This is a genomic window from Providencia sp. wls1914 (genome assembly GCF_009706645.1).
Taxonomy (GTDB): domain Bacteria; phylum Pseudomonadota; class Gammaproteobacteria; order Enterobacterales; family Enterobacteriaceae; genus Providencia; species Providencia zhijiangensis.
In genome coordinates this window covers 1-14,223 of the sequence record NZ_WLUN01000009.1, presented here as the reverse complement: position 1 = coordinate 14,223, position 14,223 = coordinate 1, and the positions used below count along the sequence as shown (strand labels likewise).

At 42.7% G+C, this 14,223-nt stretch carries 15 protein-coding genes, 1 rRNA gene and 2 pseudogenes; 12 read left to right on the top strand and 6 right to left on the bottom strand.

From position 1 onward, the window contains the following. The first annotated feature begins 8 nt into the window (after positions 1 to 8). The 6 genes from rpsK to GKR74_RS07530 all read left to right on the top strand — a co-directional run bounded on the left by rpsK (position 9) and on the right by GKR74_RS07530 (position 3,274). Complete coding sequence (gene rpsK, locus GKR74_RS07555) at positions 9 to 398, top strand: 30S ribosomal protein S11 (protein WP_004388621.1); 390 nt, start codon at positions 9 to 11, stop codon at positions 396 to 398. Between the two features lie 37 nt (positions 399 to 435). After that, the gene (gene rpsD, locus GKR74_RS07550; RefSeq protein ID WP_004265487.1) at positions 436 to 1,056 is read left to right on the top strand and encodes a 30S ribosomal protein S4; all 621 of its coding nucleotides are present in this window, start codon (positions 436 to 438) and stop codon (positions 1,054 to 1,056) included. A 25-nt stretch (positions 1,057 to 1,081) separates the two neighbouring features. Beyond that, positions 1,082 to 2,071: a DNA-directed RNA polymerase subunit alpha gene (locus GKR74_RS07545; RefSeq protein ID WP_036955903.1), complete on the top strand. Its 990-nt coding sequence runs from the start codon at positions 1,082 to 1,084 to the stop codon at positions 2,069 to 2,071. 37 nt (positions 2,072 to 2,108) lie between these two features. Continuing rightward, positions 2,109 to 2,495, top strand: coding sequence for a 50S ribosomal protein L17 (rplQ, locus tag GKR74_RS07540; RefSeq protein ID WP_036955900.1), 387 nt, complete (start codon positions 2,109 to 2,111; stop codon positions 2,493 to 2,495). Positions 2,496 to 2,630: 135 nt separating this feature from the next. Then, positions 2,631 to 3,047: a Zn(2+)-responsive transcriptional regulator gene (gene zntR, locus GKR74_RS07535; RefSeq protein ID WP_036955922.1), complete on the top strand. Its 417-nt coding sequence runs from the start codon at positions 2,631 to 2,633 to the stop codon at positions 3,045 to 3,047. A 26-nt stretch (positions 3,048 to 3,073) separates the two neighbouring features. Continuing rightward, positions 3,074 to 3,274 carry an alternative ribosome-rescue factor A gene (locus GKR74_RS07530; protein WP_154603128.1) on the top strand — a complete coding sequence of 67 codons (201 nt, stop codon included), beginning with the start codon at positions 3,074 to 3,076 and terminating at the stop codon, positions 3,272 to 3,274. On the opposite strand, the gene mscL is transcribed toward GKR74_RS07530, so the two are convergent. From mscL to def, 5 genes and pseudogenes are all read right to left on the bottom strand, one after another. Then, positions 3,275 to 3,688 (bottom strand): large-conductance mechanosensitive channel protein MscL, encoded by a 414-nt coding sequence (gene mscL, locus GKR74_RS07525; protein ID WP_036955890.1) that lies wholly within the window; start codon positions 3,686 to 3,688, stop codon positions 3,275 to 3,277. It abuts the gene before it with no gap. A gap of 115 nt (positions 3,689 to 3,803) precedes the next feature. Next, complete coding sequence (gene trkA, locus GKR74_RS07520; protein WP_036955884.1) at positions 3,804 to 5,180, bottom strand: Trk system potassium transporter TrkA; 1,377 nt, start codon at positions 5,178 to 5,180, stop codon at positions 3,804 to 3,806. Between the two features lie 33 nt (positions 5,181 to 5,213). Further along, on the bottom strand, positions 5,214 to 6,500 hold the full coding sequence (gene rsmB / locus GKR74_RS07515; RefSeq protein ID WP_154603127.1) for a 16S rRNA (cytosine(967)-C(5))-methyltransferase RsmB: 1,287 nt from the start codon (positions 6,498 to 6,500) through the stop codon (positions 5,214 to 5,216). Positions 6,501 to 6,574: 74 nt separating this feature from the next. Next, a complete protein-coding gene (gene fmt, locus GKR74_RS07510) occupies positions 6,575 to 7,522 on the bottom strand; it encodes a methionyl-tRNA formyltransferase (RefSeq protein WP_336431315.1) in 948 nt (315 codons plus the stop codon). A 56-nt stretch (positions 7,523 to 7,578) separates the two neighbouring features. After that, positions 7,579 to 8,088: pseudogene (gene def / locus GKR74_RS07505) on the bottom strand (peptide deformylase); the annotation flags it as partial. 132 nt (positions 8,089 to 8,220) lie between these two features. On the opposite strand from def, the gene dprA reads away from it, so the two are divergent. From dprA to GKR74_RS07480, 5 genes and pseudogenes are all read left to right on the top strand, one after another. Continuing rightward, positions 8,221 to 9,300, top strand: a complete 1,080-nt coding sequence (gene dprA / locus GKR74_RS07500) for a DNA-processing protein DprA (RefSeq protein WP_154603125.1) — start codon at positions 8,221 to 8,223, stop codon at positions 9,298 to 9,300. A 31-nt stretch (positions 9,301 to 9,331) separates the two neighbouring features. After that, positions 9,332 to 9,856, top strand: a pseudogene (locus GKR74_RS07495) (topoisomerase DNA-binding C4 zinc finger domain-containing protein); the annotation flags it as partial. A gap of 27 nt (positions 9,857 to 9,883) precedes the next feature. Further along, on the top strand, positions 9,884 to 10,453 hold the full coding sequence (tsaC, locus tag GKR74_RS07490; protein ID WP_154603123.1) for an L-threonylcarbamoyladenylate synthase type 1 TsaC: 570 nt from the start codon (positions 9,884 to 9,886) through the stop codon (positions 10,451 to 10,453). Between the two features lie 6 nt (positions 10,454 to 10,459). After that, a complete protein-coding gene (aroE, locus tag GKR74_RS07485) occupies positions 10,460 to 11,302 on the top strand; it encodes a shikimate dehydrogenase (RefSeq protein WP_154603122.1) in 843 nt (280 codons plus the stop codon). Next, positions 11,274 to 11,534 (top strand): DUF1488 domain-containing protein, encoded by a 261-nt coding sequence (locus GKR74_RS07480; protein WP_154603121.1) that lies wholly within the window; start codon positions 11,274 to 11,276, stop codon positions 11,532 to 11,534. Before aroE ends, GKR74_RS07480 begins: the two co-directional genes overlap by 29 nt. Here the strand turns inward: GKR74_RS07480 and GKR74_RS07475 are convergent. Beyond that, the gene (locus GKR74_RS07475) at positions 11,510 to 12,055 is read right to left on the bottom strand and encodes a gamma carbonic anhydrase family protein (protein ID WP_154603120.1); all 546 of its coding nucleotides are present in this window, start codon (positions 12,053 to 12,055) and stop codon (positions 11,510 to 11,512) included. The genes GKR74_RS07480 and GKR74_RS07475 overlap by 25 nt on opposite strands. A 584-nt stretch (positions 12,056 to 12,639) precedes the next feature. Between GKR74_RS07475 and GKR74_RS07470 the strand changes: the two genes are divergently transcribed. Then, a 16S ribosomal RNA gene (locus GKR74_RS07470) occupies positions 12,640 to 14,180 on the top strand. The last annotated feature ends 43 nt before the right edge of the window (positions 14,181 to 14,223 follow it).

The window sequence follows — 14,223 nt, the reverse complement described above, 5'->3', positions numbered from 1 at the left end:
ATTGAATAATGGCAAAGGCACCAGTTCGTGCACGTAAGCGTGTAAGAAAACAAGTCTCAGACGGTGTGGCTCATATCCATGCTTCTTTCAACAACACAATCGTTACCATTACTGACCGTCAGGGTAACGCATTAGGTTGGGCAACTGCCGGTGGTTCCGGTTTCCGTGGTTCTCGCAAATCCACTCCGTTCGCAGCACAAGTTGCGGCAGAGCGTTGCGCAGAAGCTGTGAAAGAATACGGAATCAAAAACCTGGAAGTTATGGTTAAGGGACCGGGTCCGGGTCGCGAATCAACAATTCGTGCTCTGAACGCCGCTGGTTTCCGCATCACTAATATTACTGATGTGACTCCTATCCCTCATAACGGTTGTCGCCCACCGAAAAAACGTCGCGTTTAATACGTTTCGTTTTTTTTAGGACTGTTGGAGAAAGAAAATGGCTAGATATTTGGGTCCTAAGCTCAAGCTGAGCCGTCGCGAAGGAACAGACCTCTTCCTGAAGTCTGGTGTTCGCGCGATTGACACCAAGTGTAAATTAGAACAGGCACCTGGCCAGCACGGTGCGCGTAAACCGCGTCTGTCTGACTATGGTGTTCAGTTACGTGAAAAACAAAAAGTTCGTCGTATTTACGGTGTTCTGGAACGTCAATTCCGTAACTATTATAAAGAAGCAACTCGCCTGAAAGGCAACACAGGTGAAAACCTGCTGACCCTGCTGGAAGGTCGTTTAGATAACGTCGTTTACCGTATGGGCTTTGGCGCAACTCGCGCAGAAGCACGTCAAATGGTTAGCCACAAAGCTATCATGGTAAATGGTCGTGTAGTTAATATCGCTTCTTATCAGGTTTCCCCGAATGACGTTATCAGCGTTCGTGAGAAAGCTAAAAAACAGTCTCGTATCAAGGCTGCTTTAGAGCTGGCTGAACAGCGTGAGAAGCCAACTTGGCTGGAAGTTGATGCTGCTAAAATGGAAGGTGTGTTCAAACGTATTCCTGAACGTACTGACTTGTCTGCGGACATTAACGAACACCTGATCGTCGAGCTTTACTCCAAGTAAAGCTTAGCACCAAAGAGAGGACACAATGCAGGGTTCTGTGACAGAGTTTCTAAAACCGCGCCTGGTAGATATCGAGCAAGTGAGTTCGACGCACGCTAAGGTGACCCTTGAGCCTTTAGAGCGCGGCTTTGGCCACACTCTAGGTAACGCACTGCGCCGTATTCTGCTTTCGTCTATGCCGGGTTGTGCGGTGACAGAGGTTGAGATTGATGGTGTACTGCATGAGTACAGCACCAAAGAAGGTGTACAGGAAGATATCCTGGAGATTCTCCTCAACCTGAAAGGGCTGGCGGTAAAAGTTCAGGGGAAAGATGAAGTTATTTTAACCTTGAATAAATCTGGCATTGGCCCTGTGACTGCAGCCGACATCATCCATGATGGTGATGTCGAAATCGTCAAGCCACAGCATGTTATCTGCCACCTCACTGACGAAAGCGCATCTGTAAATATGCGTATTAAAGTTCAGCGTGGTCGTGGTTATGTGCCGGCTTCTGCCCGAGTTCATTCGGAAGAAGATGAGCGCCCAATCGGTCGTCTGTTAGTCGATGCTTGCTATAGCCCTGTAGAGCGTATTGCCTACAATGTTGAAGCAGCTCGTGTTGAGCAGCGTACTGACTTGGATAAGTTAGTAATCGAAATGGAAACTAATGGTACAATCGATCCTGAAGAGGCGATTCGCCGTGCAGCTACCATTCTGGCTGAACAACTTGAAGCTTTTGTTGACCTACGTGATGTACGTCAGCCAGAAGTTAAAGAAGAGAAACCAGAATTCGATCCTATCTTACTGCGCCCAGTTGACGATCTGGAATTGACTGTCCGCTCTGCTAACTGCCTCAAAGCAGAAGCTATCCACTACATCGGTGATCTGGTACAGCGTACAGAAGTTGAGTTGCTTAAAACTCCGAACCTTGGTAAGAAATCTCTTACTGAAATTAAGGACGTCTTGGCATCTCGTGGTCTTTCTCTGGGCATGCGCTTAGAAAATTGGCCACCAGCAAGTATTGCTGATGATTAGGATCACAGGTTAAGGTTTTACTGAGAAGGATAAGGTCATGCGCCATCGTAAGAGTGGTCGTCAATTGAACCGCAACAGCAGCCACCGCCAAGCTATGTTCCGTAACATGGCAGGTTCTTTAGTTCGTCATGAAATCATCAAGACGACTCTGCCTAAAGCGAAAGAACTGCGTCGCGTCGTTGAGCCGCTGATTACTCTTGCCAAGACCGACAGCGTAGCTAATCGTCGTCTGGCATTCGCACGTACTCGTGATAACGAGATCGTTGCAAAACTATTTAATGAACTGGGACCTCGTTTCGCAGCTCGCGCAGGTGGTTACACTCGTATTCTTAAGTGTGGCTTCCGCGCAGGTGACAACGCTCCGATGGCTTACATCGAGCTTGTTGACCGTGCTGTTGAGTCTCAAGAAGCAGCTGCAGAGTAATCTGTAATTGCTTTCAAGAAAACCGGGTGTATTGCCCGGTTTTTTTGTACCTGCTATTCTACCCCTCCAAATTAATTCTTTTCCATCCTTGAATTTTTATTTTCTATCCATACTTATAGGCATAAGAAAATGAGCATGTATAAGATTGGTCAAATAGCTAAATTGGCAGATGTGACACCAGATACAATCCGTTTTTATGAAAAGCAGGGTTTGATGGGGCACAAAACGAGAACGGAAGGTGGCTACCGGTTGTTTACGGAGCAAGATTTACAGCGCCTACGTTTTATTCGTTATGCGAAGCAACTAGGGTTTACGCTTGAAGCGATTACTGAGCTATTATCGATCCGAGTTGATCCCGAACACCATACTTGTCAGGAATCAAAGAATATTGTTGATATTAGGCTGATTGAAGTGGAAAAGAAGATCCAAGAGCTAATCATTATGAGAGATTCACTGAAGACCTTGAGTTCAGCATGTTGTGGTGATGAGCATGCATCGACATATTGTTCTATAATGGAGATCCTAGAAAAAGGCGCATCAAAAATTTATTAATTTAAAACTGATAATGAAGGTAGATTATGAATAAATATCAGCATAAGCGTGGTGAGATTAAAGATAATGCCATTGAGGCACTGTTACATGACCCACTATTTCGCCAGAGAGTTGAGAAGAATAAGAAAGGTAAAGGAAGCTATACAAGAAAAGGAAAAGCAAATAAGGCAGGTAACTGGGAGGCCAGTGGTAATCGGTTAATAAACTTATTACCACTGGCCTTTTAGTTATTTTTTATTCTGTTCTTTCAGTAAGTCACGAATTTCAGATAGTAAAACTTCTTCTGTAGATGGAGCAGCAGGCTCTGCTGGTGCAGCCTCTTCTTTTTCACGACGAACTTTGTTCATTACCTTGATTGCCATAAAAATAGCAAATGCGACAATAACAAAATCAAAAACTGTTTGGATAAACATCCCATAATTCATCACTACGGCAGGCACACTCCCTTCCGCTTCTCGAAGTACAAGGCTGAATTGTTTAAAATCTACGCCACCAATGATTAATCCTAATGGTGGCATGATCACATCGGCAACTAATGAAGAAACAATTTTACCAAATGCAGCACCAATAATAATACCGACAGCCATATCCACAACGTTGCCTTTCATGGCAAATTCGCGGAACTCTTTTAAAAAACTCATGTACGACCCCTTCCCTTTATTTATTAACTAAATGACTAAACGTGTGGAACCACGTATCAAAATTATAGTATCTAGAATTATCAACCTGCAAATTTTTACTATTTATTTTAGATAATTATAAAAAGAACGGACTTGGTTGGAACAGCTTTTCCACATCCGGAACATATTTTTTATCGGTAATAAACATAATGACATGGTCACCTTGCTCGATAATATGGTAATCACTAGCAATAATGACTTCTTCCTCTCTTACGATGGCGCCAATAATTGTACCTGGAGGAAGCTTAATTTCTGATATTTTCTTACCAACCACTTTTGATGTGTTTTCATCACCGTGGGCGATCGCTTCAATAGCCTCTGCAACTCCTCGGCGCAATGATGAGACACTGACAATATCCGCCTTTCTGACATGACCAAGTAAAGCTGAAATGGTTGCTTGCTGTGGAGATACGGCAATATCAATAACACCGCCTTGAACTAATTCAACATAGGCAGAGCGTTGAATTAATACCATGGCTTTTTTAGCGCCCATTTTTTTCGCAAGCATAGCGGACATGATATTTGCTTCATCATCATTGGTAAGCGCAATAAACACATCCATTTGTTCAATATGTTCTTCAGTAAGTAATTCTTGATCTGAAGCATCACCATAAAAAACAATCGTATCATGGAGCAATTCAGCTAATTCAGTTGCTCTTTCCTGATTACGTTCAATCAGTTTAACGCTATAGTCTTTTTCCAATCGCTTAGCTAAGCCGGCACCTACGTTGCCACCACCAACAATCATTAAACGCTTGTAGGGTTTTTCTAATCGCTGGAGCTCACTCATTACCGCTCTAATATGTTGAGTGGAGGCAACGAAGAAAACTTCATCGCCTGCTTCAATAATGGTGGAACCTTGAGGGCGAATCGGTCTATCTTGACGGAATATCGCGACAACGCGAGTATCAATGTGTGGCATGTGCTCACGTAAGCTAGACAATGCATTACCGACTAGAGAACCCCCATAGTAGGCTTTTACAGCAACAATGCTTACTTTACCTTCGGCAAAATTAACGACCTGTAGAGCCCCCGGATATTGGATAAGTTTATAGATATATTCAATAACCAGCTGTTCCGGTGATATCAGATAATCAATAGGGATTTGTTCTGCTAAAAAAAGCTTGTCAGCTTCGCGGATATATTCGGTTGCACGAATACGTGCGATTTTATTCGGCGTATTAAATAGGCTATAAGCAATTTGGCAAGCAACCATGTTGGTCTCATCTGAGTTAGTCACTGCAACTAACATGTCCGCATCTTCAGCTCCAGCATCTCTAAGAACTCGGGGATGGGATCCATGCCCATTAACTACGCGCAGATCAAACTGATCCTGTAGCTGACGCAAGCGATCGGCATTGGTATCAACAACGGTAATATCGTTATTTTCATCCACTAAGTTTTCAGCGAGTGTCCCACCGACTTGCCCTGCACCTAGAATAATGATCTTCATAGCATCTTCCTATCTCAGAGTCTTTGTTAAATATTACTGTACGTGCTTGAGTAAGCGGGCGTAAAAGAAACCATCACCCCCAGTTGTGCTTGGTAATATTTGTAAGCCTAATTCTGTACCATCATTCATACTTGCATCAGTATGTTTAGAAAGGAAATGCTGAATCTGCTGGCTATTTTCTTCAGGCATGATGGAGCATGTGGCATACACTAATGTGCCGCCAGGTTTTAAGTATGGCCATACAGCCTCTAAGATTTGAGCCTGTAACTGAGATAGCTCTTGAATATCTGAATCGCGTCTTAGCCATTTAATATCAGGGTGGCGCCTAATCACTCCCGTTGCAGAACACGGAGCATCCAGCAAAATACGATCAAATTGTTGATCTTTCGCCCACTCTTCAGGTTTCGTACCATCCCCTTGAATAACAATAGCTTGCTGCTTTAATCTTTGCAGGTTTTCTTTTACTCGTTTGAGTCGTGACTCATCAATGTCTACAGCGAGAACATGGGCCTTAGGGGCTAGTTCTAAAATATGTGTTGTTTTTCCGCCTGGTGCTGCACATAAGTCGAGAATATTTTCGCCATTAGCTGGAGAAAGTAATTCAGCACAGCCTTGCGCAGAAACATCTTGCACTGTTGACCAGCCATCTTCAAAGCCGGGTAAACAGGTAACGGGAGCCGCTTCTTCTAAGCGAATTGCACTTGGATGGGATGGGTGCAAGTGTGCTGTAATGTCTGCTTGTTCGAGTAACTCTAAATATTGTGCGGCTGTATGATGTTGGGAGTTAACTCTCAACCACATAGGTGGACGCTGATTATTGGCATCAACAATATTTTCCCAGCTATCAGGGTAGGCGGTTTGAATGCGTTTTAATAACCAACTAGGATGTAAATATTGGCTATTATTATTTGTGTTACGTTCTTCTAATTGAACTTGCTGACGTTGGAAAGAGCGTAGTACCCCATTTATTAGGCCTTTCAACTGTGGGCGCTTTAATGCAACTGCACCATCCACGGTTTCTGCTAAAGCCGCATGTGCAGGGATGCGAGTATAGAGTAATTGATAAAGCCCAACCATGATGAGGTAATGCAAAGTTCTTTGCTTGCCTGTTAGCGGTTTTTCCATTAGCTGACTAATAAACCATTCGAGCTTTGGTAGATAACGTAGAACTCCGAAGCAAATCTCCTGCAGTAGCGCTTTATCTTTATCATTAATATTACGTTGCAGATCAGGTAAAACGGTACTTAATGATTGCCCGTTATCTAATACCTGACTAATGGCGGTCGCTGCGATACTACGCAAATTATATTTGTTTTTCATAATTGAAAGAGAGTCTATTAGTTACTTAAGTAGCATTACCGAATTTTGCATTTTTAGGTAATGCTACCAATATATTAGTCTAGCAATTGCTCAGGTATGAACCATTCGCGGCGGGAGTTAAGTATATCTTGCGCACTCATCGCTTTTTTGCCTGGTGGTTGTAGCTGAGTAATATTTAATATTCCATTACCAGTTGCAACACTGATACCTTTTTTATCGGCACTGATGATAGTACCTGGGCGCCGATTATGTGCTTGAGCGATGACTTCAGCTTGCCATACTTTGATTAATTGCTCTTGAACCATGAAATAACTCATTGGCCAAGGATTAAAGGCTCGAATACAGCGCTCAATGTGTTCAGCTGGTAGTTGCCAATCAATTCTCGCTTCATCTTTAGATAATTTTTCAGCGTAATTAGCGAGAGAATCATCTTGTTTTTCTGGGATACAATGACCTGAAGAGAGTAAATCTACTGTATGAATAAGTGCTTTAGGCCCTGTAATCGCCAGCTTTTCATATAAAGTTGCACTAGTATCTTCAGCAGTAATCGGGCAAATAGCTTTATATAGCATATCTCCGGTATCAAGGCCGGCATCCATTTGCATGATAGTGACACCAGTTTCGTGGTCGCCAGCCCAAATGGATCGTTGGATCGGAGCGGCGCCTCGCCAGCGTGGTAACAACGAACCATGAACATTCAAACAGCCTAAACGGGGAATATCCAAAACTGCTTGTGGCAGGATCAAGCCATAGGCAACGACAATCATCAGATCAGCATTTTGATCTGTGATCCATTGTTGATTGTCTGGATCACGTAAGGTAACTGGCTGGAAAACAGGTATTCCATGTTCTTCCGCAAGGATCTTAACAGGGCTCGCTGTTAGCTTTTTGCCTCTACCTGCAGGTTTATCGTGACGAGTTAATACACCAACAATATTATGATTGGTTTCTAACAATGCGGCCAAATGCTTAGCTGCGAAATCAGGCGTACCTGCAAAAATAATTCTTAATGGTTCTGACACGATCCTTTCCCATTTATAGTAATAAAGACTAACTTCTTATCAACTCAGCGACTTTTAGCTTCTTTAGCTCTCAGTCTATCGAGCTTTTCTACTTTCTGGCGAATACGTTGACGCTTCAAAGGTGATAAGTAATCAACGAACAGTTTTCCAACTAAATGGTCCATTTCATGTTGAATACAGATAGCCAGTAGGCCATCAGCTTCAAGTTCAAATGATGTACCGCTATAATCAAGGGCACGAACTTTCACTTTCTCCGCTCTTGGTACAAATCCTTGCTGTTCAGGGACTGATAGGCAGCCTTCTTCTATACCTGTTTCACCTTCTTTATTAAGAAGCTCAGGATTGATAAGTACAAGGCGCTCATTACGTGATTCAGAAACGTCAATAACAATGATGCGCTGGTGGATATCCACTTGCGTTGCTGCGAGCCCAATGCCTTCCTCGTCATACATCGTATCGAACATATCATCAATAATACGCTGGATAGATGCATCAACTTTTTCAACTGGTTTTGCAACAGTGCGAAGGCGCTCGTCTGGATAATGTAACACGTTTAAGACTGACATAAATTTTTCGAGTAGTTTCCAAAATTTGAAAGGTAATTACCGTCTATTCTAGACATTTATCAGTCATATTGACAGTATTGGTTATGATTTGTTCGTTTCCGAATGTGCTAACTTATCTGTCAGGAAGACAAAATGAATGAACAGGAAATATGGCTAAGGCTTTCGCAAGTTAGCCGAGTTGGGATAAAAACAGCACTAAAGATAATATCTCAATTAAAACAATTAGATAAAGTAAATCATACAGTCTTAAAGGTTTGTGGGCTGAATGAAATGCAGCGATTGCAATTCTTAAATGTCCCTTTAAAGCGTATTGATTCAATTTTGAAATGGTTAGAAGTCAAAGAAAATCAATTAATTACATTTTTAGATGCGCAATATCCTTTTTTATTAAAGCAGATATATAACCCGCCATTATTACTTTTTGTATCGGGACGAAGTGAATTATTATCTGAAAAGCAAATTGCTATTATAGGAAGTCGGCAAGTTACTGCATATGGTAAAAAATGGACTGAAGCATTTGTTAGAAGATTCACCGATTATAATTTGGTGGTCACTAGCGGCTTAGCATTAGGCATTGATGGTATCAGTCATAGAACTGCGATAGAAAATCAAGGGAAGACAGTCGCAGTACTCGGGAGTGGGCTTTCCCATGTTTACCCGAAACAACACTTTGATTTAGCTGAACGAATTAGGTCTGAAGGGGTATTAGTTTCAGAGTATTTTCCTGATGCTCCCCCATTACCAAAACAGTTTCCTCGAAGAAACCGTATCATTAGTGGGCTAAGTAAAGCAGTATTGGTTATCGAAGCGGGTATGAAAAGTGGATCGTTGATTACAGCCCGATATGCAATTGAACAAAATCGGGATCTATTTACACTGCCGGCACCATTAGGCAACTCCGCATTTAGTGGTAATCACTGGTTGATACAACAAGGGGCATATCTGCTGGTAGAACCCGAAGACATATTATTGCATCTAGAATGCTCACCAAATTGGATACAACCAGAATTGGAGATTGAAACCTCTGCACAGCCAGAGTTAAATCTGACAGAAAGTCGGATTTTAGGTATGGTAGGGTACCAATCGACCCCTGCAGATATCATCGCTACTGAATTACAGTTACCTATCACGCAAGTGATTTCAGCCTTAACTGAATTAGAGATTAATGGCGCAATTATATCAGTGGCTGGTGGATATATCAGAGTAAACTAGTCATTGAAAAAAGAGTGGATTAAACAAAAACATGTCGAAGCAATTGCCTTTTGATACAGATAAAAATGAATACTGTCCTGAATGTAACTCTTTGCTCGTTATCCGTAACGGAGCTCATGGGCCTTTTTTAGCATGTTCTGGTTACCCTCAATGTCATTATATTAAGCCATTAAGAGCTGTTGCAGAGACTCACATTGTCAAAGTATTGGAAGGTCAAAGCTGTCCTAAATGCGGGTATGATTTGGTATTAAAACAAGGGCGTTTTGGGATGTTTATCGGTTGTAGCCACTATCCTGAATGTGAACATACAGAGCTCATCGATAAACCGGATGAAACTAAGGTTCCTTGTCCTCAATGCCAAACAGGCAATTTGCTACAAAGAAAATCCCGTTTTGGTAAAACTTTTTATGCTTGCGATAATTATCCTAACTGTCAGTTTATCCTGAATAATAAGCCTGTAGTGGGAAAATGTCAGTCTTGTGAATACCCATTACTTATGGAAAAAAAGGTTGGACAGGGAGTAAGATTGTTCTGTGCCAGCAAACGCTGTGGTCAGTTACAAGAAGAATCATGAGTTAAAACTATGCAAAATCAATCTACACCTGCAATTAAAAATATTATTGAAGCACTGAAACAACAACAAGTTATCGCTTATCCCACTGAAGCTGTTTTTGGCTTAGGATGTGACCCTGATAGTGAGGTTGCGGTAAATAAATTACTTGAATTGAAACAGCGCCCTTGGGAAAAAGGGTTAATTTTGATTGCTGATAATTATGAGCAACTCAAAAATTATGTCGATGACAGCAAACTTAATGAGCAACAGCGTCAAGCGATGTTTGCTACGTGGCCAGGACCTGTTACTTGGGTAATTCCTGCAAAGAAAACAACACCAAAATGGTTAACGGGTCAATTTGATACTTTAGCTGTTCGTGTCACAAACCATGAGTTAGTGAAAGAGCTTTGCAGTGAATATGGCAAACCAATCGTATCAACGAGTGCAAATTTGAGTGGATTGGAACCATGTCGAACCACAGAAGAAGTGATTGCACAGTTTAAAGAAACGATCCCCGTTCTTGATGGGGCTGTTGGTGGAAGATTGAATCCATCAGAAATTCGAGATGCTTTGACTGGGCAATTATATCGTAAAGGATAATGATTAATGGGAATGTTTGCAGTTTTTGGTAACCCGATTCAACACAGTAAATCACCGTCAATACATCAAATGTTTGCCAAGCAGACAGGCATTGATCTTGAATACCAGAAAATACTTGCTCCCGTAGAAGATTTTGAAGCTTATTTATCAGACTTTTTTGAAAAAGGCGGGCAGGGTGCAAACATTACATTACCGTTTAAAGAAAGGGCATTTCAATTCGTTTCAGAATTGACGGAAAGAGCTCAAACCTGTGGTGCCGTAAATACGATTAGAAAACTCGATAATCATCGTTTGTTGGGTGACAATACGGATGGTGCGGGATTATTGCTTGATTTACAGCGCCTTGGGTTTGTATCGCCTTCAAGCAAAATATTGGTTATTGGAGCTGGTGGTGCAACTCGCGGCGCTCTATTGCCTCTACTTGAGTACGGCTGCGATATTACGTTGACTAACCGAACCTTTATAAAAGCAGAATCTTTAGCTCACCAGTTTTCGGTTCTTGGGAAAATACAGAGTAGACCAATGGAGCAGCTCATTTCAGCAGAGTTTGATCTAATCATTAATGGTACTTCTTCTGGAGTGACTGGCGAGATCCCTAAAATCAGTCCTGAACTATTTTCTCAACAGACCGCATGTTATGACATGTTTTATCAACGAGGTTTAACCCCCTTTTTGTCATTCGCTAAGCAGCATCAAGTGAATAAGCTAGCGGATGGCTTAGGTATGCTGGTTGGGCAAGCGGCATTTGCTTTTAAACTTTGGCATGGAGTGATACCAGAGATTGAGCCAGTATTAAAAGAGTTAAAAAGGAACTTGAATAATGAATCAGGCGATTCAATTTCCAGATAGGGAAATGTGGGACACAGCTATTAGTAAGGTGCGTTTTCCTGTTTTAGTTAATGGACTACTTTCAGAGTGTGTTGTTTCACAAACCCTACTTATTAAACGATATGGTCAGAATGAAACTCCACTGGCGCTTTTTCAGCATTATCGCTGGGATATAGAAGAAGAGTTCGAGGCCTTGATTGAGCAAGGACTCGACAATGAACATGGCTTCTATGAATTGCTGGACGATAAGTAATTATTTTTCCACTCAACATAATTATTAGCTGAATAACGTAAATGGTTAAGCTCAGCTTCGGTGAGTTTTCGAATCGCTTTGGCTGGGCTTCCCATATATAAGTAGCCAGACTCCAATTTTTTTCCTTGAGTGACGAGGCTATTAGCGCCGACCACTACATCATCTTCAATAATAGCCCCATCGATCACGATAGATCCCATACCGACAAGAACTCGGTTACCGATCGTGCATCCGTGCAGCATGACTTTATGCCCAACAGTGACATCTTCCCCAATGATTAACGGATTTCCATCAGGATTGCTGGTGGACTTGTGGGTGACATGTAGTACGGAACCATCCTGAATATTTGTTCGTGCACCTATAGAGATATAATTCACATCACCACGTAGTACTGATAATGGCCAGATACTTACATCTTCGGCTAAGCGAACATCTCCAATGACGATAGAAGATGGATCAATAAAAACAGTAGCAGCGACAGAAGGGAAGGTTTCTAAATAAGGTCTTAAAGATGTATTCATATTCTTAGCCATAAAACGTAGATGGATATAAAGGTAACAATAAGGAAGCTCTTAATTAAGAATCAAATAATTAAGAGAGGACAATATGAATAGAATTATACGGCAAAATAGCTGTTTTTATAACCATAGTGATAGTAAAAAAAGCATAATGATGAAATTATCTGCAAACGATGTTTTTTTTAAAAAAAAAGGTTGTGTAATTTTTCGAGCTCCCTATAATGCGCATCCGTTGTCACGATAAACCGGCTCGAAGAAAACCTCGAAGCCCCGTGATAACAGAGGTGAAGAAAGAAAATAGTTGAAAATAATCGCTTGACTTTCTAAATAAAAAACGTAGTATACGACACCTCGCGACAACGACCTAAGTTGATAAAAACTGAGTCGAATTTCTCAAGAAATGTCGCACCGCTCTTTAACAATTTATCAGACAATCTGTGTGGGCACTCACAGGACACTATCAAAAAAATATTTGATTTTAAGTCTTGAAGAGTGACTAACACGTTAATTCATATATATGAACTAATAGGTAATTTGGTTTCTTCGGAAATCAAACGACAGTAACATTCTTTGAGCATCAAGCTTTTTAATTGAAGAGTTTGATCATGGCTCAGATTGAACGCTGGCGGCAGGCCTAACACATGCAAGTCGAGCGGTAACAGGGGAAGCTTGCTTCTCGCTGACGAGCGGCGGACGGGTGAGTAATGTATGGGGATCTGCCCGATAGAGGGGGATAACTACTGGAAACGGTAGCTAATACCGCATAATCTCTAAGGAGCAAAGCAGGGGAACTTCGGTCCTTGCGCTATCGGATGAACCCATATGGGATTAGCTAGTTGGTGAGGTAATGGCTCACCAAGGCGACGATCCCTAGCTGGTCTGAGAGGATGATCAGCCACACTGGGACTGAGACACGGCCCAGACTCCTACGGGAGGCAGCAGTGGGGAATATTGCACAATGGGCGCAAGCCTGATGCAGCCATGCCGCGTGTATGAAGAAGGCCTTAGGGTTGTAAAGTACTTTCAGTTGGGAGGAAGGCGTTGATGCTAATATCATCAACGATTGACGTTACCAACAGAAGAAGCACCGGCTAACTCCGTGCCAGCAGCCGCGGTAATACGGAGGGTGCAAGCGTTAATCGGAATTACTGGGCGTAAAGCGCACGCAGGCGGTTGATTAAGTTAGATGTGAAATCCCCGGGCTTAACCTGGGAATGGCATCTAAGACTGGTCAGCTAGAGTCTTGTAGAGGGGGGTAGAATTCCATGTGTAGCGGTGAAATGCGTAGAGATGTGGAGGAATACCGGTGGCGAAGGCGGCCCCCTGGACAAAGACTGACGCTCAGGTGCGAAAGCGTGGGGAGCAAACAGGATTAGATACCCTGGTAGTCCACGCTGTAAACGATGTCGATTTGGAGGTTGTTCCCTTGAGGAGTGGCTTCCGGAGCTAACGCGTTAAATCGACCGCCTGGGGAGTACGGCCGCAAGGTTAAAACTCAAATGAATTGACGGGGGCCCGCACAAGCGGTGGAGCATGTGGTTTAATTCGATGCAACGCGAAGAACCTTACCTACTCTTGACATCCAGAGAATTTAGCAGAGATGCTTTAGTGCCTTCGGGAACTCTGAGACAGGTGCTGCATGGCTGTCGTCAGCTCGTGTTGTGAAATGTTGGGTTAAGTCCCGCAACGAGCGCAACCCTTATCCTTTGTTGCCAGCACGTAATGGTGGGAACTCAAAGGAGACTGCCGGTGATAAACCGGAGGAAGGTGGGGATGACGTCAAGTCATCATGGCCCTTACGAGTAGGGCTACACACGTGCTACAATGGCGTATACAAAGAGAAGCGACCTCGCGAGAGCAAGCGGAACTCATAAAGTACGTCGTAGTCCGGATTGGAGTCTGCAACTCGACTCCATGAAGTCGGAATCGCTAGTAATCGTAGATCAGAATGCTACGGTGAATACGTTCCCGGGCCTTGTACACACCGCCCGTCACACCATGGGAGTGGGTTGCAAAAGAAGTAGGTAGCTTAACCTTCGGGAGGGCGCTTACCACTTTGTGATTCATGACTGGGGTGAAGTCGTAACAAGGTAACCGTAGGGGAACCTGCGGTTGGATCACCTCCTTACCATTGAAGTGTACTTGTGAAGTGCTCACACAGATTGTCTGAT